The sequence below is a fragment of the Variovorax sp. P4_D9 genome (assembly GCF_056401695.1).
The window spans coordinates 1-22,239 of the sequence record NZ_JBFUIU010000059.1 but is presented as its reverse complement, the minus strand read 5'-3'; the positions used below and the strand labels follow the sequence as shown (position 1 = coordinate 22,239).

Annotated in this window: 26 protein-coding genes and 1 other RNA gene; 13 read left to right on the top strand and 14 right to left on the bottom strand. The window is 67.4% G+C overall.

All coding sequences use genetic code 11. The features are described 5' to 3' along the window. The coding region (locus AC1DY5_RS09450; RefSeq protein ID WP_478111026.1) for an OmpA family protein at positions 1 to 405 on the top strand (405 nt) is incomplete at its 5' end. A gap of 36 nt (positions 406 to 441) precedes the next feature. On the opposite strand, the gene AC1DY5_RS09445 is transcribed toward AC1DY5_RS09450, so the two are convergent. The 4 genes from AC1DY5_RS09445 to AC1DY5_RS09430 all read right to left on the bottom strand — a co-directional run bounded on the left by AC1DY5_RS09445 (position 442) and on the right by AC1DY5_RS09430 (position 3,458). Then, a complete protein-coding gene (locus AC1DY5_RS09445) occupies positions 442 to 1,005 on the bottom strand; it encodes a hypothetical protein (RefSeq protein WP_478111025.1) in 564 nt (187 codons plus the stop codon). Between the two features lie 229 nt (positions 1,006 to 1,234). Then, complete coding sequence (locus AC1DY5_RS09440) at positions 1,235 to 1,480, bottom strand: hypothetical protein (RefSeq protein ID WP_478111024.1); 246 nt, start codon at positions 1,478 to 1,480, stop codon at positions 1,235 to 1,237. Then, entirely contained in the window at positions 1,473 to 1,820 is a 348-nt protein-coding gene (locus AC1DY5_RS09435) for a hypothetical protein (protein WP_478111023.1), read from the bottom strand. Before AC1DY5_RS09435 ends, AC1DY5_RS09440 begins: the two co-directional genes overlap by 8 nt. A 60-nt stretch (positions 1,821 to 1,880) precedes the next feature. Further along, positions 1,881 to 3,458, bottom strand: a complete 1,578-nt coding sequence (locus AC1DY5_RS09430) for a phospholipase D-like domain-containing protein (protein ID WP_478111022.1) — start codon at positions 3,456 to 3,458, stop codon at positions 1,881 to 1,883. A gap of 93 nt (positions 3,459 to 3,551) precedes the next feature. Between AC1DY5_RS09430 and AC1DY5_RS09425 the strand changes: the two genes are divergently transcribed. From AC1DY5_RS09425 to AC1DY5_RS09395, 7 genes are all read left to right on the top strand, one after another. Further along, positions 3,552 to 4,106 carry a peroxiredoxin gene (locus tag AC1DY5_RS09425; RefSeq protein WP_478111021.1) on the top strand — a complete coding sequence of 185 codons (555 nt, stop codon included), beginning with the start codon at positions 3,552 to 3,554 and terminating at the stop codon, positions 4,104 to 4,106. A 55-nt stretch (positions 4,107 to 4,161) separates the two neighbouring features. Beyond that, complete coding sequence (locus AC1DY5_RS09420) at positions 4,162 to 5,595, top strand: aldehyde dehydrogenase family protein (RefSeq protein WP_478111020.1); 1,434 nt, start codon at positions 4,162 to 4,164, stop codon at positions 5,593 to 5,595. Between the two features lie 58 nt (positions 5,596 to 5,653). After that, the gene (locus AC1DY5_RS09415) at positions 5,654 to 6,415 is read left to right on the top strand and encodes an SDR family oxidoreductase (protein ID WP_478111019.1); all 762 of its coding nucleotides are present in this window, start codon (positions 5,654 to 5,656) and stop codon (positions 6,413 to 6,415) included. Positions 6,416 to 6,474: 59 nt separating this feature from the next. Beyond that, positions 6,475 to 7,590 (top strand): GTP 3',8-cyclase MoaA, encoded by a 1,116-nt coding sequence (moaA, locus tag AC1DY5_RS09410; RefSeq protein WP_478111018.1) that lies wholly within the window; start codon positions 6,475 to 6,477, stop codon positions 7,588 to 7,590. Then, a complete protein-coding gene (gene mobA, locus AC1DY5_RS09405) occupies positions 7,587 to 8,237 on the top strand; it encodes a molybdenum cofactor guanylyltransferase MobA (RefSeq protein ID WP_478111017.1) in 651 nt (216 codons plus the stop codon). Before moaA ends, mobA begins: the two co-directional genes overlap by 4 nt. A 13-nt stretch (positions 8,238 to 8,250) precedes the next feature. Next, entirely contained in the window at positions 8,251 to 9,558 is a 1,308-nt protein-coding gene (gene moeA / locus AC1DY5_RS09400; RefSeq protein WP_478111016.1) for a molybdopterin molybdotransferase MoeA, read from the top strand. Between the two features lie 120 nt (positions 9,559 to 9,678). After that, positions 9,679 to 10,167 (top strand): Crp/Fnr family transcriptional regulator, encoded by a 489-nt coding sequence (locus AC1DY5_RS09395; RefSeq protein WP_478111015.1) that lies wholly within the window; start codon positions 9,679 to 9,681, stop codon positions 10,165 to 10,167. Here the strand turns inward: AC1DY5_RS09395 and rnhA are convergent. Then, on the bottom strand, positions 10,164 to 10,613 hold the full coding sequence (gene rnhA, locus AC1DY5_RS09390; RefSeq protein ID WP_286509015.1) for a ribonuclease HI: 450 nt from the start codon (positions 10,611 to 10,613) through the stop codon (positions 10,164 to 10,166). The two genes, AC1DY5_RS09395 and rnhA, sit on opposite strands and share 4 nt — an antisense overlap. Further along, positions 10,610 to 11,404 carry a class I SAM-dependent methyltransferase gene (locus AC1DY5_RS09385; RefSeq protein ID WP_478111014.1) on the bottom strand — a complete coding sequence of 265 codons (795 nt, stop codon included), beginning with the start codon at positions 11,402 to 11,404 and terminating at the stop codon, positions 10,610 to 10,612. The genes rnhA and AC1DY5_RS09385 overlap by 4 nt, the downstream gene beginning before the upstream one ends. Here AC1DY5_RS09385 and gloB point away from each other — a divergent pair. Together gloB and AC1DY5_RS09375 are read left to right on the top strand one after the other, a co-directional pair. Further along, positions 11,403 to 12,200, top strand: coding sequence for a hydroxyacylglutathione hydrolase (gene gloB / locus AC1DY5_RS09380; protein WP_478111013.1), 798 nt, complete (start codon positions 11,403 to 11,405; stop codon positions 12,198 to 12,200). The two genes, AC1DY5_RS09385 and gloB, sit on opposite strands and share 2 nt — an antisense overlap. Beyond that, the gene (locus tag AC1DY5_RS09375) at positions 12,197 to 13,750 is read left to right on the top strand and encodes a transglycosylase SLT domain-containing protein (RefSeq protein ID WP_478111012.1); all 1,554 of its coding nucleotides are present in this window, start codon (positions 12,197 to 12,199) and stop codon (positions 13,748 to 13,750) included. Before gloB ends, AC1DY5_RS09375 begins: the two co-directional genes overlap by 4 nt. 21 nt (positions 13,751 to 13,771) lie before the next feature. Here the strand turns inward: AC1DY5_RS09375 and AC1DY5_RS09370 are convergent, their stop codons facing one another. The 7 genes from AC1DY5_RS09370 to dnaX form a co-directional block, all read right to left on the bottom strand. Beyond that, positions 13,772 to 14,605, bottom strand: a complete 834-nt coding sequence (locus AC1DY5_RS09370) for an ABC transporter permease (RefSeq protein ID WP_478111011.1) — start codon at positions 14,603 to 14,605, stop codon at positions 13,772 to 13,774. Between the two features lie 2 nt (positions 14,606 to 14,607). Next, on the bottom strand, positions 14,608 to 15,423 hold the full coding sequence (locus tag AC1DY5_RS09365; protein ID WP_478111028.1) for an ABC transporter ATP-binding protein: 816 nt from the start codon (positions 15,421 to 15,423) through the stop codon (positions 14,608 to 14,610). Positions 15,424 to 15,473: 50 nt separating this feature from the next. Then, positions 15,474 to 16,508, bottom strand: coding sequence for an ABC transporter substrate-binding protein (locus AC1DY5_RS09360; protein WP_478111010.1), 1,035 nt, complete (start codon positions 16,506 to 16,508; stop codon positions 15,474 to 15,476). 111 nt (positions 16,509 to 16,619) lie between these two features. After that, positions 16,620 to 17,012, bottom strand: coding sequence for an MAPEG family protein (locus AC1DY5_RS09355; protein WP_478111009.1), 393 nt, complete (start codon positions 17,010 to 17,012; stop codon positions 16,620 to 16,622). Between the two features lie 25 nt (positions 17,013 to 17,037). Continuing rightward, positions 17,038 to 17,628 (bottom strand): recombination mediator RecR, encoded by a 591-nt coding sequence (recR, locus tag AC1DY5_RS09350; protein WP_478111008.1) that lies wholly within the window; start codon positions 17,626 to 17,628, stop codon positions 17,038 to 17,040. A gap of 17 nt (positions 17,629 to 17,645) precedes the next feature. Further along, positions 17,646 to 17,978, bottom strand: a complete 333-nt coding sequence (locus AC1DY5_RS09345) for a YbaB/EbfC family nucleoid-associated protein (RefSeq protein ID WP_012747441.1) — start codon at positions 17,976 to 17,978, stop codon at positions 17,646 to 17,648. Between the two features lie 39 nt (positions 17,979 to 18,017). Then, positions 18,018 to 19,859: a DNA polymerase III subunit gamma/tau gene (gene dnaX, locus AC1DY5_RS09340; RefSeq protein ID WP_478111007.1), complete on the bottom strand. Its 1,842-nt coding sequence runs from the start codon at positions 19,857 to 19,859 to the stop codon at positions 18,018 to 18,020. Between the two features lie 111 nt (positions 19,860 to 19,970). Here dnaX and AC1DY5_RS09335 point away from each other — a divergent pair, with 111 nt between their 5' ends. Both AC1DY5_RS09335 and ffs read left to right on the top strand, forming a co-directional pair. Further along, on the top strand, positions 19,971 to 21,092 hold the full coding sequence (locus AC1DY5_RS09335) for a M12 family metallopeptidase (protein WP_478111006.1): 1,122 nt from the start codon (positions 19,971 to 19,973) through the stop codon (positions 21,090 to 21,092). Between the two features lie 38 nt (positions 21,093 to 21,130). Next, an RNA gene (gene ffs / locus AC1DY5_RS09330) (signal recognition particle sRNA small type) lies at positions 21,131 to 21,227 on the top strand. A gap of 62 nt (positions 21,228 to 21,289) precedes the next feature. On the opposite strand, the gene AC1DY5_RS09325 is transcribed toward ffs, so the two are convergent. Then, positions 21,290 to 21,925 (bottom strand): hypothetical protein, encoded by a 636-nt coding sequence (locus tag AC1DY5_RS09325; RefSeq protein ID WP_478111005.1) that lies wholly within the window; start codon positions 21,923 to 21,925, stop codon positions 21,290 to 21,292. A 162-nt stretch (positions 21,926 to 22,087) separates the two neighbouring features. On the opposite strand from AC1DY5_RS09325, the gene AC1DY5_RS09320 reads away from it, so the two are divergent. Then, positions 22,088 to 22,239, top strand: a 152-nt coding sequence (locus AC1DY5_RS09320; protein ID WP_478111027.1) for a transposase, incomplete at its 3' end; no start/stop codon positions are given.

The window sequence follows — 22,239 nt, the reverse complement described above, 5'->3', positions numbered from 1 at the left end:
CCGGCAGCACCGGCCGCGCCGGCCCCGGGACCCGCCGCGGCGGCACCTGCCGCGGCACCGGTGGCCGCAGCCGACACCGGCGCGGCGATCAAGACCGAGKGTGGCGTGGTCAAGTTCTACTTCGCCACCAACAGCGCCGAAGTCCCCGCCGGCTCCAGCGCCGCGCTGGCCGACATCGTGAAATCGGTGCAGAGCGGCGGCCGCGTGCTGGTGAGCGGCTATCACGACGCCAGTGGCGACCCCGAGAAGAACGCCGAGCTCGCCAAGCAGCGCGCCATCGCGGTCAGCGCAGCGCTCAAGATCGCCGGCGTTCCCGAAGACAAGGTCGAGCTCRCCAAGCCCGCCCAGACCCAGGCCGATGGGGCTCCGGCCGAAGCCCGCCGGGTCGAAGTGAAGCTGCAGTAGCGCTGCCTGAGGGTGGCGCCGTCCGGCGCCCTGCGCTCAGTTCAGGCTGCTCTGCGACGGCAGTGCGCCCTGCTCGCTGCGCAGCGGCACGCCCTGCAGGGTGTCGAAATCGGACGGTGCCTCGGGCACGCGCATTTCTTCCAGTTCATGCAGCGAGGCGACCCAGCGGCCCGCCGCGGATTCGGCCGGCTCGTCATTGGTGAAGATGCCATCGCGGATGTAGAAGGTCTCGCCCGCCGGCCGTTCCGTGTGCAGCTCGATCAGCCGCGAGATCGGGAAGGTGTAGGTGACCAGCTTCTCCTTCGTCTTGCGGTCCTTGGCACCGCAGTTGAAGAAGCCTTCGGCAGCGATCACGATGCACGAGCCCTCGACCGAACTGTCGATGTCGCCGCCGCAACGCCAGATGGCGGTCGGCAGTCGAACCCGCACCTTGTCGATGACCAGGTCGCGCTGCTTATTGAGCGCATTGAGCGGTGGAACCAGCGAGCGCAGTTGCCGAAGACGCTCGGCGAAGTTGTCGTCGATGCAAAACTCCACGTGATGCGTGGCGCCGCCCGAGCGCTTGACGACCTGCATGATGACGTGACGCGGTTGGCTCACAAAGGCCGTCCTTTCGCATGCATTCGACCCGGATTCGACCGATGACAGGCAATGGTCTTCATTGGGATCGTTAAATCTATTTGATTAGAACTTTGGTATTGGTGAAATCACTTCCGCCAATTGTTTCCAACTGTAATTCGAATTGCCGTCAATGGATAGGCAACACGAAGTATTAAATAGATAAACCCAATCAAATGGTGGGATGCGATAGCCGCAGGGGCTCGCGAGCTCAGGTCGCGCCGGAGGCTTCCATCAATTCGTCGAGTGCCTTGCAGGACGGTGCACACACCGTCTGCGACTTGCCCAGCAGCTGCCGGGTACGCATCTGGGAGCGCACGCGATGCTTTCCGCACATGAAGCAGGACATGGTCGCCCCGCTGAACGAAGCCGAGGCGCGAAAGGGGGAACCCGGCGCCTTGGCCTTGTAGCGCAGCCCGTCGGCCACGACCGCCGTCTTGACTTCGCCCTTACTCATGGGCGGCGTCCGGGCCGGAAGCGCGCATGGCACGCTCGATCGCCTTCTTGGCGGCCAGCTCGGCCGCCAGCGAAGCGTCGAGCGCCGAGCGGCAGAGGCCGGCGTGCTGGTAATTGAGGTTCTCGTAGAGCTGCGAGGCCGCCGGATAGGCATCCAACAGCTGGCCGAGTTCGGCACTGGGTTCGGCGTCTCGGAACTGATCGACCAGGTGCATCGCCACCGACCGGTATTGCTCGGGGCCTACCGGCACGGCGCTGTGCTCCAGCCGCTCGAGGAGTTGGGCCAGGACATGCGTGACAGCCAGGTCGGCCTTGTGCGCGGGGGTATGGGTAGCGTTCATACAAAGCAAGTGGGGCGGCGCCGGTGGTTTGCAAGGGCAGGAAAGGAGCATCCCCCGAGCCTACAACAGCATCTCGGGCACGATCGGTGCGATCAGGGAGTTGTAGAAACGCTTGAAAAAGCTGGATTCGGGCTCCGAGGTCAGGATCATCTCCTTTTCGCCGTCGGTCGTCAGCCACTCGAGCGCGCCGGTGCGCTTGTCGAGCCGAAGCCGGTAGGAATTCTGGAGCTTGCTGATGTTGATGACCCGCAGCATTTCACGCGCCAACTCGGGGCTCTCGACCACCACGCCCATTTCGGTGTTCTGGGTCGCCGAACGCGGATCCAGGTTCATCGAGCCGACGAAGATGCGGCGCCGGTCGWTGGCAGCCGTCTTGGCGTGCAGCCGGCCGAGCGAATTGCCGAACATGTCGAAGCGCTTGTTGGCGGTGGTGCGCTCCGGACTCAGTTCGTAGAGGTCGGCACCGCTGGCCAGAAGACGTTCGCGGTAGCGTGCATAGCCTGTGTGGACCAGCGGCTCGTCGTTGGCGGCCAGCGAATTGGTCAGCAGCGTCAGCTTGACCTTGCGCCGCGACAGGTCCTCGAACGCGGCCATGCCCTTCTCRCCGGGCACCAGGTAGGGCGAAGTCAGGTCGACCTCGGACCTGGCATCGAGCAGCAGGCCCCAGACCTTCATCGTCACGCTGGTGGCGAGGGCTTCATCGGCGCTCATCGTGGCGGGCTTGGTGGGTGGATCGGCGATGGCGTGCGCCTCGCCCCACAGCAGTCCCATCCGGCCGCCGTCCAGTTCCTCGGCGATCGGGCCGTAGCCAAGCACGTCCGAAGGCGGCAGCACGATCTTCGGCGGCGGGGAGCTCATGCCGATCCAGGCGTCGAACTCGTCCGGGCCGGGCGTGCGGCCACCGGCGCCGCGCACGATCTCGGCGATCGGCCAGACCTGCTCGGCGTTCCAGTACGTGTCGAAGATTGCCTCGAGCTCGGCCACCACCTTGCCGACCACCAGCGCGTCCATGTCGATGAAGTTCTGCGCCTCGCTGAGAACGAAATACTCGTCCGCGATGTTCCGCCCGCCGACCACCGACACCACGCCATCGGCGATGAACAGCTTGTTGTGCATGCGATGGTTGAGCCGCCCGATGTCCTGGGACGACGCCAGGAAGCGCGACAGGAAGCCGTCGCGGCCGCAGCAGAAGGGATTGAACAGGCGCACCTCCACGTTCGGCGTCTGCGCCAGCGCCAGCAGCGGCTGCTGGCTCTTGGTGGTGTAGAGGTCGTCCACCAGCACCCGCACCTTGACGCCGCGCATGGCTGCTTCGCGCAGCGCGCGCATCAGGAGCCGCCCGGTGGCATCGTTCGCGAGCTGGTAGTACTGCACAACCAGCGACTGCTGGGCCCGCTGGGCGAGCTGGATCCGAGCATCGAGCGAATAGACGCCCAGCGGCATCAGCCGAAAGCCGGAATGCTCGTCGGGCGGCGTCGAATCGGCGACGATCTTCGCGAGCCGGGTCGAGCGGTCCGGTGCCGCGGCATGCTCGGCCGGCCGTTCGCGGGCGATCGGCAGCGAGCCGCAGGCTGCCATCAAGGCGATGCCCGCGCAGGCCAGCGCCAGTCGGATCCAGCGATTCAGGCCAATCCTCATATCGTGTCGTTCCTCGATGACGGACGGATGTCGAAACAGCGCCGCACGGCGTGCAGTCCTAGAATTCGAAACGCTTCCAACCGGAGTGACATCATGATGCCCTCGATCGCCGTACGCGCAACTTTCATGACCATCGCCGCGGCGCTGGCCGCGCCGGCCTTCGCCGCGCTCGACATCGGCGACCCGGTGCCGAAGTTCACTGCCACGGCGGCGCTGGGCGGCAAGACCTTCAGCTATTCGCTCGCCGACGCGCTCGCCAAGGGGCCGGTGGTGGTGTATTTCTTTCCAGCGGCGGATTCGCAGGACTGCTCGATCGAGGCCCACGCCTTCGCCGAAGCCATCGACCAGTTCGCAGCCCTTGGCGCCACGGTCATCGGGGTGTCGGCCGACAACATCGACACGCTGGCGAAGTTCTCGGTCAAGTCCTGCCAGAGCCGCTTTCCGGTGGCCTCGGACGAGTCGAAGACGGTGATCGAGGGCTTCGACGCACTGATGAAGACGCGGCCGGACTTTGCCAATCGCCTGTCGTACGTGATCACCCCCAACGGCAAGGTCGCCTACTACTTCCAGAACCTGAACCCCGACAAGCACGTCGAGCGCATGCTGAATGCGCTGCGGACGCTGCCGAAGCCGACGGCGGCACGCTGACCCCTGGCCGGCGGCGGCCGGCGCCGGACGCCAGGGGGCCTTAAGATTTCGCCCCATGCAATTCAACTACATCGGCAACGAAAACGTTGCTTCCTCGTCCGGCCGCACCCTGCCGGTGATCGACCCGTCCGACGGCCAGCCCTTCGACGAGCTGCAGCGCGGCAACGCCGCCGACATCGACGCCGCGGTGCGGGCCGCGCGCCATTGCTTCGACACCGGCTGGCACAAGGTCAGCGCGGCCGAACGCGGCCGGCTGCTCTACAAGCTGTCGCAGAAGATCGCCGAGCATGTCGACGAGCTGGCGCTGATCGAGCAGCGCGACTGCGGCAAGCCGGTCAARCAGGCCCGCGCCGATGCCGCGGCGCTGGTGCGCTACTTCGAGTTCTACGCCGGTGCCTGCGACAAGCTGCATGGCGAGACCCTCCCCTACCAGGACGGCTACAGCGTCTTCACCTGGCGCGAACCGCACGGCGTCACCGGCCACATCATTCCGTGGAACTACCCGATGCAGATCTTCGGGCGCAGCGTCGGCGGGGCCCTGGCCGCCGGCAACGTCTGCGTGGTCAAGCCGTCCGAGGATGCCTGCCTGTCGCTGATCCGGGTCGCCCAGCTGGCGGCCGAGGCCGGCTTCCCGCCTGGCGCGCTCAACATCGTGACCGGCTATGGCCACGAGGTCGGCGACGCGCTGGCGCGGCACCCCGGCATCGACCACATCAGCTTCACCGGCAGCCCCAAGGTCGGCACGCTGATCCAGCAGGTGGCAGCCGAACGCCATTGCCCGGTGACGCTCGAGCTCGGCGGCAAGAGCCCGCAGATCGTGTTCGCCGATGCCGACCTGAGCGCCGCCATCCCGGTGCTGATCAACGCCATCGTGCAGAACGCCGGCCAGACCTGCTCGGCCGGATCGCGCGTGCTGATCGACCAGGCCATCTACGAACCGCTGCTGCAGCGGCTCGGCCACGCCTTCGAGGCGCTGCGCGTCGGTCCCGCAGCGATGGACCTGGACGTCGGTCCGCTGATCCGCCAGACGCAGCAGCAGCGCGTCTGGGACTTCCTGTCGGACGCGCAGGTCGCGGGCATTCCGATGGTGGCCCAGGGCGTGGTGGTCGACGAGGCCCCCGAGACCGGCTTCTACCAGGCGCCCACCCTGCTGCGCGACGTGCCGGTGGACCACCGGCTGGCGCAGGAGGAAGTGTTCGGTCCGGTGCTGGCCGCGATGGCCTTCCGCGACGAGGACGAGGCCGTGGCGCTCGCCAACGCGACGCAGTTCGGCCTGGTCGCCGGCATCTGGACGAACGACGGCGGGCGCCAGTTCCGAATGGCCAAGCGCGTGAAAAGCGGCCAGGTGTTCATCAACAACTACGGCGCCGGCGGCGGCGTCGAACTGCCCTTCGGCGGCGTCAAGTCTTCGGGTTACGGCCGCGAGAAGGGCTTCGAGGCGCTGTAYGGCTTCACCACGCTCAAGACCGTGGCGGTCAAGCACGGCTGAGCCGCGAACACCGGGCCGATACACTGCCCGGCTGCACTTTTTTATCCAGGAGACAGCTGTGCGCGTCAAGGACAAATCCATCATCGTGACCGGTGCCGGCGGCGGCATCGGCGAAGGCATTGCAAAGCGGCTGGCGTGCGAGGGCGCCCAGGTCGTCGTCAACGACATCAACCAGGCACTCGGCGAGCAGGTGGTTGAGGCCATTCTGCGCGACGGCGGCCGCGCCTCCTTCTTCGCCGCCGACGTCACGAAGTCCGACCAGATGAAGGCCCTGGTCGCTGCCGCCGTGCAGCGCCACGGCAAGCTCGACGCGATGGTCAACAACGCAGGCTGGACGCACCGCAACCGGCCCGCGCTCGAGGTCAGCGAGGAAGAGTTCGACCGCTGCTATTCGGTCAACGTCAAGAGCATCTACCTGTCGACGATCCACGCGGTGCCGGCCTTTCGCGCCAACGGCGGCGGCTCGTTCATCAACATTGCATCGACGGCCGGCGTGCGCCCTCGCCCGGGCCTGACCTGGTACAACGGCTCCAAGGGCGCGGTGATCACGACCAGCAAGTCGCTGGCCGCCGAACTCGGCCCCGACAACATCCGCGTCAACTGCATCAACCCGGTGTTCAACCCCGACACCGGCCTGGCGGCCGAGTTCGCCGGCGGACCGGTCACCGAGGAACGCAAGGCCAAGTTCCGCGCCACCATCCCGCTCGGCCGCTTCTCGACCGCGCTCGATGTCGCCAACGCCGCGCTGTACCTGGCCAGCGACGAGGCCTCGTTCATCAGCGGCGTCTGCATAGAGGTCGATGGCGCGCGCTGCGTCTGATCCGGCGCAAGGCCTTGCAGCGGTATCGCGGCCCTCGATGCGGTAAATTGGCCTTCCCCATGAAGCAGCACGTCGTCAAGCTCTCCGATATCGGTCGCGCGCCCCGCGTAGTGGCCGGTGGGGTTGTCGTGCCCGCCACCGGCGTGCTGCTCGACCGGCTGGCCCGGCCGCTGACCGACCTGCGCATCAGCGTGACCGACCGCTGCAACTTCCGCTGCAGCTACTGCATGCCGAAGGAAGTGTTCGACAAGGACTACAAATACCTGCCGCACAKTGCGCTGCTGAGCTTCGAGGAGATCACCCGGCTGGCGCGCCTTTTCACCAGCCACGGCGTACGCAAGATCCGGCTCACCGGCGGCGAGCCGCTGCTGCGCAAGAACCTCGAGGTGCTGGTCGAGCAGATCGCGGCGCTGCGCACGCCGGACGGCAAGCCGCTGGACATCACGCTGACCACCAACGGTTCCCTGCTCGCCCGCAAGGCGCAGGCGCTGAAGGCCGCCGGCCTGAATCGCGTGACCGTGAGCCTCGACGGCCTCGATGACAGCGTGTTTCGCCGCATGAACGACGTCGACTTCCCGGTCGCCGAGGTGCTGGCCGGCATCGACGCCGCGAAAGCCGCGGGCCTGGGTCCGATCAAGGTCAACATGGTGGTCAAGCGCGGCACCAACGAGCAGGAGATCCTGCCGATGGCGCGCCACTTCCGCGGCACCGGCGTGGTGCTGCGCTTCATCGAGTACATGGACGTCGGCGCCACCAACGGCTGGCGCATGGACGAGGTGCTGCCGTCGGCCGACGTGGTGAGCCGCATCGCCGCCGAATTCCCGCTGCGGCCCCTGGAAGCCACGGCCGCCGGCGAAACCGCGCAGCGCTGGGCCTACGCCGACGGCGGCGGCGAAATCGGCGTCATCAGCAGCGTGACCCAGGCCTTCTGCCGCGACTGCAGCCGGGCACGCCTGTCGACCGAAGGCAAGCTCTACCTGTGCCTGTTCGCGAGCCAGGGCCACGACCTGCGGCCGCTGCTGCGCGGCGACGCCGACGACGCGCAGATCGCCTCCACCCTCGGCCACATCTGGCAGGGGCGCAGCGACCGATATTCCGAACTGCGTGCGCTGCGCGTCCCCGACACCGATGCCAGAGCGCCGCGCCGGGTCGAAATGAGCTACATCGGCGGATGAACGCCCTGACCGCCATCGCCACCAGCGAAATCACCGGCCTCGTGCTCGCCGGCGGTCGCGGCTCGCGGATGGGCGGCGTCGACAAGGGTCTGCAGAGCTTCAACGGCACGCCGCTCGCGATGCATGCCGTGCTGCGGCTGGGGATGCAGGTCGGCGAAGTGATGGTGAATGCCAATCGCAACCTGGCTGCCTACGAATCCTTCGGCGTGCCGGTCTGGCCGGATGGCCTGGCCGACTATGCGGGCCCGCTGGCCGGTTTCCTGACCGGGCTCGAGCGCTGCGAGACCCCCTACCTGCTGACCGTGCCCTGCGACACGCCGCTGTTCCCGCTCGACCTTGCAAGCCGCCTGGCGGCCGCGATGGCCGCCGAGGACGCCGACATCGCGATGGTCAGCGCGCCGGAGGCGGCCGACGCGCCGGACGCCGCCCCGGTGCTGTTCCCACAGCCTGTGTTCTGCCTGCTGCGCGCCACGCTGCTCGAAAGCCTGGTGCGCTTCACCCAGGACGGTGGCCGCAAGATCGACAAATGGACCGGTCAGCACCGCACGGTGCTGGTGCCCTTCGACCAGCCCGGCGATGCCCGCAACGCGTTCTTCAACGCCAACACGCTGGCCGAACTGCGTGGTCTCGAACGCCAGGGTTCCTGAGCTCCTTCCCGCCATGAGCCGAATCGCAGAAATCGCCGCCGCATTGGCGGGTTACGACCCCAAGGCCCTGAGCGTCGATGCCGTGCAGGCCTTCCTGGCGCAACTGGCCGAGCCCGCCATCGTCACCCAGGTCGAGCGCCTGGCCCTGCGCGACGCGCTCGGGCGGGTGCTGGCCGAGGACATCGTCTCGCCGGTCAGCGTGCCGCCGCACGACAACTCGGCGATGGATGGCTTCGCCTTCGATGGCGCTCTGCTCGATGCGGCCGGCGACGCCAGGCTGACGCTGCGCGTGGTCGGCACCGCGCTGGCCGGTGCCGCCTGGCGCGGCGCGCTGGAGGCCGGCGACGCCGTCAAGATCATGACCGGCGCAGTGATGCCGGCCGGCCTCGACACCGTCATTCCCCAGGAGTTCTGCACGGTCGACGACGATCGCGTGAGCTTCCCCGCCAAGGCGCTGCGGCGCGGCGACAACCGCCGCTTCGCCGGCGAGGACCTGATGCAGGGCCAGCCGGCCCTGAAGCGGGGCCAGATCATCACGCCGGCCGCACTCGGCATGATCGCCAGCCTCGGCCTGCCGATGGTGCCGGTACTGAAGCGCTTGCGCGTGGCCTACTTCTCCACCGGCGACGAGATTCTTAGCCTGGGCGAGCTGCCGCGCGAAGGCGCGGTCTACGACAGCAACCGTTACACCGTGTTCGGCCTGCTGACGCGGCTGGGCTGCGAGGTGATCGACCTCGGCCTGGTGCGCGACGATCCGGCGGCCCTCGAATCGGCGCTGCGCCGCGCCGCCGCCGAGGCCGATGCGATCATCACCAGCGGCGGCGTCAGCGTCGGCGAGGCCGACCACACGCGAGCCGTCATGCAGCGGCTCGGCGACATGGCCTTCTGGCGCGTCGCCATGCGACCCGGCCGGCCGATGGCCGTTGGCCTGATCCCGGCGCCGGACGATCGTCGCGGGCCGGCGGTGCTGTTCGGGCTCCCGGGCAATCCGGTCGCCGTGATGGTCACCTTCCTGGCCTTCGTGCGCCCTGCGCTGCTGAAGATGATGGGCTGTAACGCCGCCTGCGCTGCGCCACCCCCGCTGCTGCGTGCCACCAGCGTGGAAGCGATACGGAAGAAGCCCGGGCGCACCGAATACCAGCGCGGGCGGGTCGATCAGGTGGCGGGCGCGCTGCCCCGCGTTCGCATCGCCGGCAACCAGGGCTCGGGCGTGCTGAGCTCGATGGTCGAGGCCAACGGCCTCGTGGTGCTTCACCACGACCAGGCGAGCGTGGCACCGGGCGAGACGGTCGACGTGATGGTCTTCGACGGCGTGGTGTAAGGTCTGGGCCCGCCACCGTCCTCAGACCGGCGCCGAGCCGCCCCAAGGCAGTCTGCGCCCCCTCGGGGGGCAGCGAGTACACGAAGTGACGAGCGTGGGGGCATTTCACGGGAGTTGCGCATGGCAGCGGCCAGAATCGAACTGATGCAGCAGATGCCGATCTTCGGCGCCATCGGCGCGGAAACCGTCGAGTTCCTGCTGGCGGCCGCGCCGGTGGTCGAAGTACCGCGCGGCGGCTACTTCTTCCGTGAAGGCGAGCCGGGCCGCGGCATGTTCGTGCTCGAAGCCGGTAGCGTGATCGTGTCCAAGAGCTGGAAATCGCACGAATTGCTGCTCCGGCGCCTGCTGCAGGGCGATTGCTTCGGCGAGATGGCGCTGCTCGACCTGTCCCCGCGCAGCGCCTCGGTGCGTGCCGATGCCGACTGCGTCGCGATCGAGTTGTCGTCGGCGAACCTGTACCGCCTGTTCGAGCGCGATGTCGAGCAGTTCGCGCTGATCCAGATGAACATCGCCCGCGAGATGAGCCGCCGCCTGCGGATCACCGACGACCGGCTGTTCCGCGCCAGCATGGGCGAGTTGCCGGAAACCCCCGAGCGAATCGAACCCTAGATCCGGCCGAGCGCCCGCTCGACGCCCTTGTTCGCGAGCGCATCCGCACGCTCGTTGCCCGGGTCACCCGAATGGCCCTTGACCCAGCGCCATTCGATCTGGTGGCCGCCCTCGGCCACCAGCTTGTCGAGTTGCTGCCAGAGCTCGACGTTCTTCACTGGCTGCTTGGTCGAGGTGCGCCAGCCCTTGGCCTTCCAGCCCCGGATCCACTCGGTGATGCCCATCCGCACGTACTGGCTGTCCAGGTAGAGGACCACCTTGCACGGGCGCTTGAGCGCGCCGAGGCCCTCAATCACCGCCTGCAGTTCCATGCGGTTGTTGGTGGTGTTGAGTTCGCCGCCGAAAAGCTCTTTCTCAGTGGCGCCCGACTTGAGCCATGCGCCCCAGCCGCCGGGACCGGGATTGCCCTTGCAGGCACCGTCGGTGTAGATCTGTACTTCGTTCAAGAACCGCTTCCTTCTTCTAGTCGGCCGCCATTGTCGCGCCCCCGGTGCATCTTGCCGGCGATCGGCACCGGCGCACTGGCACGAGAGGCGGCACGTCGCCATTCGGCGCTCAGCAGCCGCAGCCCGCGCACCCGCTTGACCGCCACCAGGAAATAGACGGCACCGAAGATCGGCCACCAGCGCTCGCCGGCCACATCGAACCAGCGGCAGCGTTCGAGCCAGGCCTCGCTGCGGACAGCCGGCCGGTAGACGCCGAAGCGGCCCGACTCGACTTCGAAGCTCAGCAGCCGCAGCCAGTCGCGCATGCGCCGGTAGCCGATGAAGTCACCGGCCTCGGGTAGGAACAGCTCGCCGAAGCCGAGCCGCCGGTACAGATGGGCCCGCCGCTGCCGCATGCCCCAGAGGCTGGCCGGGTTCAGGCCGCAGATGACGACCCGGCCCTCGGGCACCAGCACCCGCTCGACCTCGCGCAGGGTCGCGTGAGGATCGGGGCTGAGCTCGAGCGTGTGCGGCAGCACCACGAGGTCGAGGCTGTTGGCCGGAAAAGGCAGGGCCGAAAAGTCGGTCAGTAGCGCGGCGGCGCCGGCCTGGGCCGGATCGGACAGCGCCAGCCACCGGTATGGCATGCGGTTGGCGCGCAGCGCCTCGACCTCGCCCAGGCCCAGCTGCAACGCGTGGTAGCCGAAGATGTCGGCCACGGCCTGGTCGAACTGAGCCTGCTCCCAGGCCAGCAGATAGCGGCCCGGGGGGGTATCGAACCAATCGTGCAAACCTATAATTTGACCGCTCATGACCCTCGTTCCGCTGCCCGCCTTCGCCGACAACTACATCTGGATGCTGCAGGATGGGCACGACGCGATCGTGGTCGACCCAGGGGACGCCGGACCCGTGTTCGATGCACTCAGGCGCCGGAATCTGCAACTGGCCGCGATTCTAGTCACGCACCACCATGCCGATCACACCGGCGGCGTGGCTGCGCTGCACGAAGCCACCGGCGCGAAGGTCTTCGGCCCGGCCCGCGAGCGCATTCCCGAGCCGTACACGCCGCTCGCCGAGGGCGATCACGCCGAGGCCCTGAGCCTGCGCTTCGAAGTGATCGACATTYCCGGCCACACCGCCGGCCACATCGCCTTCTTCCTGCCGGCCGGTCCGCGCAACGCCGCAGCCGGCGCGTTGGCACCGCTGCTGTTCTGCGGCGACACCCTGTTCTCGGGCGGCTGCGGACGCCTGTTCGAAGGCACGCCGGCGCAGATGCTGGCCTCGCTCGAGGCCCTGGCGGCGCTGCCTGGAGATACCCGCGTCTGCTGCGGCCACGAATACACACTTGCTAACCTGAGATTTGCGCAAAGCGTGGAACCCGGCAACCCGGATCTCACTCAGTACACGGCGCACTGCGAAGCAATGCGCGCGCGCGGTGAACCCACGCTGCCCTCGCAGCTGGCGACCGAGCGCCTGATCAATCCTTTTCTTCGCAGCCGCGAAGCCACTGTCAGCCGAGCGGTCCACGCTCACACCGGCCTGCCCGCATCAGCGGCGCCCGCCGAAGTGTTCGCCGCGCTGCGCCACTGGAAGAACGACTTTCGATGAAATTCCTGCTAGCCGCCTGCCTCGCGGGCTCCCTGTTTCTCGCGGGCTGTGCCACTGGCACCGGTTCATCGCCGGGTGGCGCCTCGGGTAGTGCCTCGCCGGTGTATCCGGGTGGCAGCCTGAAGCCGATCACCTCGGGCGACACCAAATCCCGGCCCGTGGTCACGCTGGCCCCGCCCACCGACATGTGGGATCGCATCCGCCGCGGCTTCAAGATGCCGAACCTCGACAGCGAGCTCGTGCGAGACCGCGAGCAGTGGTATGCCAGCCGGCCCGACTACATCCAGCGCATGACCGAGCGCTCGAACCGCTACATCTTCCACATCGTCGAAGAACTCGAGCGCCGCGACATGCCGACCGAGATCGCGCTGCTGCCCTACATCGAGAGCGCCTTCAATCCCCAGGCCGTGTCGAGTGCGCGCGCCGCCGGCATGTGGCAGTTCATGCCGGCCACCGGCACCGACTACGACCTGAAGCAGAACATCTTCCGCGACGACCGGCGCGATGTCGTGGCCTCGACCCGCGCGGCGCTCGACTACCTGCAGCGTCTCTACGGCATGTTCGGCGACTGGCAGCTCGCCCTGGCCGCCTACAACTGGGGCGAAGGCAACGTCAGCAAGGCGATCGCCAAGAACCAGCGGGCCGGCCTGCCCGCCACCTACAGCGACATCTCGATGCCGGCCGAGACGCGGCTCTACGTGCCGAAGCTGCAGGCGGTCAAGAACATCGTCGCCGATCCGACGCGATTCAACGTCGACCTGCCGCTGATCGCCAACCACCCCTACTTCCAGACCGTCTCGCTCAAGCGCGACCTCGACGTCGCCCTGGCGGCCAAGCTGGCCGACGTGCAGGTCGAGGACTTCCGCGCCCTCAATCCCTCGGCCCACAAGCCGGTGCTGCTGGCCGCGGGTACGCCCGAGATCCTGCTGCCCTGGGACAACGCCGCGGTCTTCCAGCGCAACTTCGAGGCCTACAGCCATGGCCAGTACGCCAGCTGGACCGCCTGGACCGTGCCGTCGACCATGACGGTGGCCGATGCAGCGCAGCGCTCGGGCATGAGCGAGGCCGACCTCCGCGCCGTTAACAACGTGCCGCCGCGGATGCTGATCAAGGCCGGCTCGACACTGATCGTGCCGCGCAGCGCCCGCGTCCAGGAAGACGTCGCGGCGGTGGTTGCAGACACCGGGCAGCTGAGCTTCCAGCCCGAGATCGTGACTCGCCGCACCGTGGTCAAGGCCGGCCGCCAGGACAGCGTCGCCAGCATCGCCCGGCGCTACCAGCTGAGCCCGGCCAGCGTCGCCGAATGGAACGACGTCAAGACGAACCACACCTTCCAGCGCGGCTACGAAGTGGTGGTGTTCCTGCCCGTGCGCGCCTCGCGGGCCGCCAGCGTGGGGTCCGCCGTCAGCCGTGTCAGCCACGCGGCCGCGGAACCCCGAAGCAAGGCCAAGGCCACGGCCGTGCCCGCCAAGGTGACGACCAAGAGCTTGAGCAGCAAGCAGATCGCGCGCGAGCCGCACGGCGGCACGCCTTCGAAGAAAAAGCGCTGACCGGACTCCCGCCGGGCGGGCTCAAAGCTTCTCGGTCTCGCCGCTGCGCGGCTGCCACTTCATGAGCCGCTTCTCGAGCACGCCGACGATGGCGTCGAGCAGCAGCGCGAAGGCGGTCAGCACCACGATGCCGGCGAACACCGTGTTGACGTCGAAGGTGCCTTCGGCCTGCAGGATCAGGTAGCCGACGCCGCGCGCCGATCCCAGGTACTCGCCGACCACCGCCCCCACGAACGCCAGCCCCACCGAGGTGTGAAGGCTGGAAAACACCCAGCTGGTCGCACTCGGCAGGTACACGGTGCGCAGCAGCTGCCGCTGGCTGGCGCCGAGCATGCGCGCGTTCGCCAGCACTACCGGGCTCACTTCGCGCACGCCCTGGTAGACATTGAAGAAGACGATGAAGAAGACCAGCGTGACGGCCAGCGCCACCTTGCTCCAGATGCCGAGGCCGAACCAGAGCGCGAAGATCGGCGCCAGGATCACGCGCGGCATCGAGTTCGCCGCCTTGATGTAGGGATCGAAGACCAGGCTCGCGGTCGGCGCCAATGCCAACCAGAGCCCGCAGGCCAGGCCCAGCACGGTGCCGATCACGAAGGCCAGCACGGTCTCCACCAGCGTGGTTGCGAGGTGGAGATAGATGTCGGTGTTGCCTGCCAGGCCCTCCGGGAACAGCCGGTTGGCCGGGATGGCGAAGGGCATGAACCAGCTCCAGATGCGGCCCGCGACCTCGATCGGTTCACCGAGGAAGAAGGCGAACTGCGGGTTGCGCGAGGCGAGGTGCCAGGCCGCCAGCAGCACGATCAGCACCCCCAACTGCCAGAAGCGCGCATTGCTTTCGCTGGGGCGTATGCGCATGGTCAGGCCGCCTGCTTCAACTGCTGCGCGTAGCCTTTCAGCACCTCGTCGCGCAGCACGTTCCATATCCGCGCATGCAGTTCGACGAAGCGCGGATGCGTGCGGACCTCGGCCACGTCGCGCGGGCGCGGCAGGTCGATCGTGAATTCGCCGATGGGATGGGTCGCGGGACCGGCCGACAGCACCACCACGCGATCACTCATCGCGATCGCCTCATCGAGATCATGCGTGATGAAGAGCACCGCCTTCTTCTTGGCGGCCCAGAGGTCCAGCACCTCGTTCTCCATCAGCTGCCGGGTCTGGATGTCGAGCGCGCTGAAGGGCTCGTCCATCAGGATGATGTCGGGGTCGAGCGCCAGCACCTGAGCCAGCGCGGTGCGCTTTCGCATGCCGCCCGAGAGCTGATGCGGATAGCGGTCGCCGAAGCCGGCCAGGCCGACGCGCGCGAGCCAAGCCTCGGCCTGGTCCCTTGCCTGCGCATCGGCCATGCCGCGGTACTGCATGCCCACCATGACGTTGTCGAGCGCACTGCGCCACGGCATCAGGGCTTCGCTCTGGAACATGTAGCCGGCGCGCGAGTTGATGCCCGAGAGCGGCTTGCCGAAGACCCGCACCGTGCCCGACGACGGTTCGAGCAAGCCGGCGCCGACGTTCAACAGCGTCGACTTGCCGCAGCCGGTCGGTCCGACCACCGAAACGAACTCGCCCTCGCCGATCCGCAGCGTGGTGTCGGCCACCGCCGTGTAGCGCTGGCCTTGCGCGTCCTTCGCGCGGAAGGTGCATTGGATATCGATCAGTTCGAGCGCGTGGTCGGCCATGGGCTTGGAAGAAAAAACCCGGCCGAGGCCGGGTTGCAGGGACACCGCGATCAGGCTTTGAACCTGTCCTTGGCACGCCGCGCAAAGTCGTTGGTATAGAGCTTGGAGAGATCGATCTTGTCGGCCTTGACCGAGGGGTCGAAACTCGCGATGGCGTTGAGTGCGGTCTTGGGACCGTCGGCCGGCACCATGCCATCGATCGCGATCGCCTCGCGCACCTTGTCGAAGGACGCCAGGTACAAGGCCCGGTCGCCCAGCAGGTAGGTCTCGGGCACGGTCTTGATGATGTCGCCGGGCCCGGCGGTCTGCAGCCACTTGAGGCCGTGGACGATGGCGTTGGCGAGCGCCTGGCAGGTGTTCGGATTCTTGTGGATGAATTCAGACGAGGCGTAGAGGCAGCCGGCCGGCATCAGCCCACCGAACACCTCCTGCGTGCCCTTGAGCGTGCGGGTGTCGCTGATGATCTTCACGTCGCCCTTCTGCTCGAGCATGGTCATCACGGGATCGGTGTTGCTGATCGCGTCGATCTGGCCCGATCGCAATGCCGTGAGTGCGCCGGCAGCGACGCCGACGCCGATGAAGCTCACGTCGCTGGCCTTCAGGCCGCCCCGAGACAGCACCAGGTTGGCCACCATGTTGGTGGAGGAGCCCGGCGCCGAGACACCGATCTTGCGGCCCTTGAGGTCGGCGATGCCCGCGTAGTTGGGCATGTTCTTGGTCGACACGCCGATGGCGATCTGCGGTGCGCGGCCCTGCAATACGAAGGCCTGGAAGAACTGGTTCTTGGCCTGCAGGTTGATGGTGTGCTCGAAGGCTCCGGAGCAGACGTCGGCCGAGCCGCCGACGACCGCCTGCAGCGCGCGCGCGCCACCCGAGAAATCGGAGATCTCTACATCGAGCCCTTCGGCCGTGAAGTAGCCGAGCTGCTCGGAGATCGTCAGCGGGAGGTAGTAGAACGCGGCCTTGCCGCCGACCGCGATGGAAACCGTGGACTTCTCGAGCTTCGGCTGGCCGTAGACCAGCGGCCCGCCGATCGCGGCCGCGCCCAGCGAAGCGGCTACGGTGAAGGTACGGCGATTGAGCATGGATGGGGCCTTCGGGCTCTCTGTCGTGTGATTCGAATCGAGCTTAGGGGCGCCCCCCTGCCCCTGCATCGGGAACATCCCGTGCGGGTTTTTACGTAAACACGAAGGCCACTATCTGCCGGCGAACAGGATCGCGATGTTGACCATGAAGCCGAGTGCCCAGACCGCACTGCGCAGCGAACTGCGATCAGCGATGTACATCGCGACATAGACGATGCGCAACAGCACATAGGCGGCCGCCAGGCGATCGAGCGTCGCCTGCGCCGCGCCGAGCTGGTGGGCGATGATCACGGCGCCGACGAAGAAAGGCAGGCCCTCGAAACCATTGGCCTGGGCGCTGTTGGCCCGTGCCCGCCAGCCGCTCAGGTGCGTGCTCCATTGGCGCGGCGCCCGATTGTCGCCGGGCTTGAAGGCACCGGCCTTGGCGATGTACGAGGACAGATAGGGCAGCAGCGCCACCGCCAGCACGCACCAGTAGGCCCAGGTTAGCGCGGGAAGGTTCACCTGGGTCTCCGGATGAAGCGCGTTGTCAGCGACGGTCCACCAACGCGTGGGCGATGGTGCCGAGGTCGACGTACTCGAGCTCGCTGCCGGCCGGCACGCCGCGCGCGAGCCGGGTCACCGAGAGCCCGCGCTGCTTCAGCGCATCGCCGATCACATGGGCCGTGGCCTCGCCTTCGGCAGTGAAATTGGTGGCGAGGATCACCTCGCTCACGGTGCCGTCGAGCGCGCGCTCGAACAGCTTCGCGAGTCCGATGTCGTTCGGCCCGATGCCGTCGAGCGGGCTCAGCTTGCCCATCAGCACGAAGTAGTAGCCTCGGAACACGCCGGTGCGCTCGAGCGCCGCCTGGTCGGCCGGCGTTTCCACCACGCAGAGCTTGCTGGCGTCGCGCCGCGCATCCTGGCAGACACTGCAGATCACACCTTCGGTGAAAGTGTTGCAGCGCTCGCAATGGCGCACGTTGCCGGCCGCCTGCTGCAGCGCGCGCGCGAGCTTCTGGAGGCCTTCGCGATCGTGCTGCAGCAGGTGGAAAGCCATGCGCGAGGCCGACTTGGCGCCGACGCCGGGCAAGCGGCGCAGCGCTTCGATCAGCGCTTCGAGCGAACTGGAATCCGCCATCGAGGGCYGATGAAAGCTCAGAACGGCAGCTTCATGCCGGGCGGCAGTCCGGGCATGCCGGCGGTCAGCTTGCCCATCTTCTGCTCGCTGGTTTCCTCGGCCTTGCGCACCGCAGCGTTGAAGGCGGCAGCCACCAGGTCCTCGAGCATGTCCTTGTCGTCGGCCAACAGGCTGGGATCGATGGTGATGCGCTTGACGTCGTGCTTGCAGGTCATCACGACCTTCACCAGCCCGGCGCCGGATTCGCCTTCGACCTCGATTGTGGCCAGTTCTTCCTGGGCCTTCTTGAGGTTGTCCTGCATTGCCTGCGCCTGCTTCATGAGGCCGGCCAGTTGTCCTTTGTTGAACATGTGGATCCTGTCGTTAATAAGAAATTGAAAGAAAAAGGCTCAGGCCGGACGCAGCGTCCCGGGAACGATCTTCGCGTCCCAGTCGCGCATCATCAACTGCACCTCGGGGTCATTGCGAATCGCTTCCTCGGCGACACGCTGGCGTTCGTCGGCCGCCTGCTTGTTGCGCCGGGCCGGACTGTCGACCACGGCACCGATCTCGATGGCGATTTTGACGCCATGACCCATGGCCGCCAACGCGGTCTGCAGCTTTTCGCGACTGCTGGTCTGGTTGAGCGACTCGCGCTCGACACGCAGCAGCCACTGGTCGACGTCGCGCGCCACCAGCTGCGACTGCAGCGCAAGCTCGCGCGCCAGCGCAGTGATGGCCTCGGCCACGACCATCTGCGTCACGGTGGCGTGCCAGAAATCGCCCTCCTCACTCGGCGCTATGGGCGCCGAGGGCGCAGGGGATACGGCCTCGCGGGCGCCTGGCGGTGGCTGCACCCGCACCGGCATCGCCATCACCCTTGCCGGTGTCGACATGGGGTCGGCGGCAGGCGCGGGCCGCGGAGGCGGCGCCGCGCTCAACGAGGGCGCCTCGACGACCGGCAAGCGCTGGCCGGGTGGCGCATGCGATGCGGCAGCTGCCGTCGATGCGACAGCCGAAGGCGCCGGCGCGCGGTCGGAGGCCGCCACGGGTCGAGGGGGCGATTCGGCAGCTGGCGCGGCCCGGGGTGCATCGGGAACCGCGCGCTCGGCGTCATTCAGAGTTTTTTTTTCCGCTCCGGCCGCGGCGGGCTTGAAGGCCAGCAGGCGCAGCAGCACCATCGTGAGCGCCGCGTACTCGTCGGGCGCCAGGCCGAGCTCGCCCCGGCCATGCAGGCAGAGGCTGTAGAGCAACTGGGTCTCGTCGGCCGGCAGCAGGGCCGCGAGGCGCGCGGTCTCGGCCGCGTCGGGATCGGCGCCATCGCGCGACTCGGCCCGCGAAGGCACGGCCTGCAGCACCGCCATGGCCTGCAGCACGGTGCTCATTTCCTCCAGCGTGGAGGCGGCCGACAAGCCATCGCGGCGCAGCCCCTCGGCGGTCTCGACCACCGTCTTCCCGTCCCCCTGCGCAAGTGCCTCGATGAGCCGGAACACATGGCCGCGGTCGACGCTCCCGAGCATCTGCCGCACGCCAGCTTCGAGCAGTTCGCCATTGCCGAAGGCGATCGCCTGGTCGGTCAGCGACAAGGCGTCGCGCATCGAGCCGCGGGCGGCGCGCGAGATCAGGCGCAGCGCGGCGGGCTCGGCCGGAACGGCCTCGGCCTGCAGCACCTGCGTGAGGTGTTCGAGCACGGTCTCGGGCGCCATCGGCCGCAGGTTGAACTGCAGACAGCGCGACAGCACCGTGACCGGCACCTTCTGCGGATCGGTGGTGGCCAGCACGAACTTGAGGTATTCGGGCGGCTCCTCGAGCGTCTTCAGCATCGCGTTGAACGCGTGCCCGGTGAGCATGTGCACTTCATCGATCATGAAGACCTTGAAGCGGCCCTGCACCGGCTTGTAGACCGCCTGCTCCAGCAGGGCCTGCACTTCGTCGACGCCGCGATTGGAGGCGGCGTCGAGTTCGGTGTAGTCGACGAAGCGGCCGGCGTCGATGTCCTTGCACGCCTGGCATAGGCCGCACGGCGTGGCCGTGATGCCGCCCTGGCCGTCGGGACCCTGGCAGTTGAGCGACTTGGCCAGGATCCGCGAGACCGTGGTCTTGCCCACGCCGCGGGTGCCGGTSAAGAGATAGGCGTGGTGCAGCCGCTGCGAGGTCAGCGCGTTCGCGAGCGCCTGCACGACATGCTCCTGGCCCACCATCTCGTTGAAGGTTCGGGGACGATGTTTGCGAGCGAGCACGAGATAGGCCATCGGCGCATTTTAGGTCGATGCGGCCATCGACCCGGGCGGCGGCCTAGGCCATCCTGCAGATAGATTTCGAGCCGCCCTCGCCTAGCATGAAAAACCCTCGAGGAGACCGACATGCCCACTGCGACCCGCAAGGCGGCCCGTCCGGCCGCGGCCAGCAAATCCAGCCCGCCCGAAGCCGCCGGCCCGCGACGCTATTGCTCGCAGCCGGTGCAGCCGATCAGGCAATTCGACATCAGCGTCGCCGCCGGACGCGCCCGTGCCATCATCGCCGCGAGCAAGAAGTGGGTGAACGGCACCCAACTGACCTACTACTGCTTCAAGCGCGGGGATGGCGTGCCTGCGGCATGGCAAGGGGGCACGGCGGACATCGGTGTCGTCGACACATCTTTCGAAGCCTGGGCCAAGCTCGGCATCGGCATCAGCTTCCGGCGCGTCGAGGCGCCCGAGGACGCCATGGTGCGGATCGGCTTCGACCCTCAGGACGGCTCCTGGTCCTACGTGGGACGCGACGTGCTCAACACCAAGCCGCCACAGGAGCGCACCATGAACTTCGGCTGGGCGCTGACCACGACCTACGGCCACGACACCGCCCTGCACGAGATCGGCCACACGCTCGGGTTGGAACACGAGCACCAGAACCCGAACGCCGGCATCTCCTGGAACCGCGAGGCGGTGCTCGCCTATTTCAGGGGCCCGCCGAATAACTGGGAAGATTCGCAGATCGAATGGAACATCCTGCGCAAGATCCCGGTGTCGGAGATCAAAGGCACCACCTGGGATCCGGATTCGGTCATGGAGTACCAGTTCGATGCCGGGCTGATCGTCGCGCCGGAAAAATACCAGGCCGGCCTGCAGCCCAAGGGCGGCCTGTCCTATGCGGACAAGGCCTGGGTGGTGGAGTCCTACCCGGGCGTCAGGGCGCCGACCTCGGCGCCGCTCAAGGTCGGGGTCTCGCAGTTGCTGAAGCTGAAGGCGGGTGAGACCCGCACCTTCGATTTCACGCCGCCGCGCACGCGAACCTACAACATCGGCACCTTCGGCACCTCGGACACCGTGCTGGTGCTGTTCGAGGTCACGCCGACCGGCAACGTGCAGATCGCGGGCGCCGACGACAGCGGCACCGACCTCAACGCCAAGGTCAGCATGCGGCTGCAGAAGGGCCGCCACTACCAGGTCGGCGTGCGTCTCTACTATGCCGACGCGGCGCTCGAAACCTCGCTGATGGTCTGGTGAAGAGCCGGGGTGCTCGCCGTCGCCTACAATCCTCGGTTGACGGGCCTCCCCGCATGGTGAAGTGGCCAACCGGGTCAGGTGGGGAACCAAGCAGCCCTAACTGCGTAGCCAGTGCCGGGGGTAAGGCTCGTCAACCTAACATTCAGAAACCTGCGTCTTCATCCGGCGCGCTGGTTCTCGCCCGCCATGACCTCGAGTTAGTCCAGGATGGCGCAGACTTCACCCGCCTCGCTCTCCAGGCTCTCGGTCAGCAGTTCGACCGCAAACTCAATCTGCATCGGCGTGAAGAACGGGGCCACCGCACCCATGACCTGATTGGCATTGCGCAACGGACGACCCGTTGCGGCTTCGGCCAGATGCATGGCACGGATCAGGTTCACCTGCGGATAGCTCAGCGCCGACTCGCCGCAGGTGCCCAGGTAGGCGGTCAGCGCGCGGGCCGCGCGCTTGCAGGCGTCCAAGGTCTCCGGGCTCAGGGCCGTGGCTTGCGCCGCGGCGCGAACCCCCTTCGCCAGCATGTCGGCGGCCGTTGTCAAGCGGTTCGAGCTCGCTGTCAGGCGGTCGCACCGCGAACCAGGCGCCATGGCATCGGCCAGGGTGGCGCGCAAGTCCTTGGGGTCGAGGCGGAGCATCTGCGTGACGCATTCGGCCTGSGCCTCGGAGAAATAGGCGGGCATCCAGGCTTGCAGCAGAAGCGCGCCGCCAGCGGGCGTTTCCCGCCAGACCTGCTCCAGTTCAAGCACCCTCTCAGCCTGGCTGCAGGTGAAGGGGGCTGGAATGGACGGCATCCGCCGGACCGGACCTGATCGGGACCGTGGCCAGCGAAGGGCCATGGTGCCGAACGAGGCCGGACAAGGAACAACGAGGCATGGACATGCGCCTAGCTTCCATGAAGTCGCCGAGGTCAAGCTTAAATCGAAAGTCTCGTTTCAGGTGCTGAATACTGTTTGTTTATACGGGTATCCGCTTAGCTCCAGTAGGTTCAGAATAGCTGGATGGATAACCAGATATTAGCGCCACAAGCCGGGAAGGACTACCCGCAAAGCTGGAACGAATTTCTCGACTGGTTCGCCACCGAAGAAGCCTGCCTGGCCTACCTGGAGCGGCTGCGCTGGCCGGATGGTTTCGTCTGTCCGGCATGCGGTGT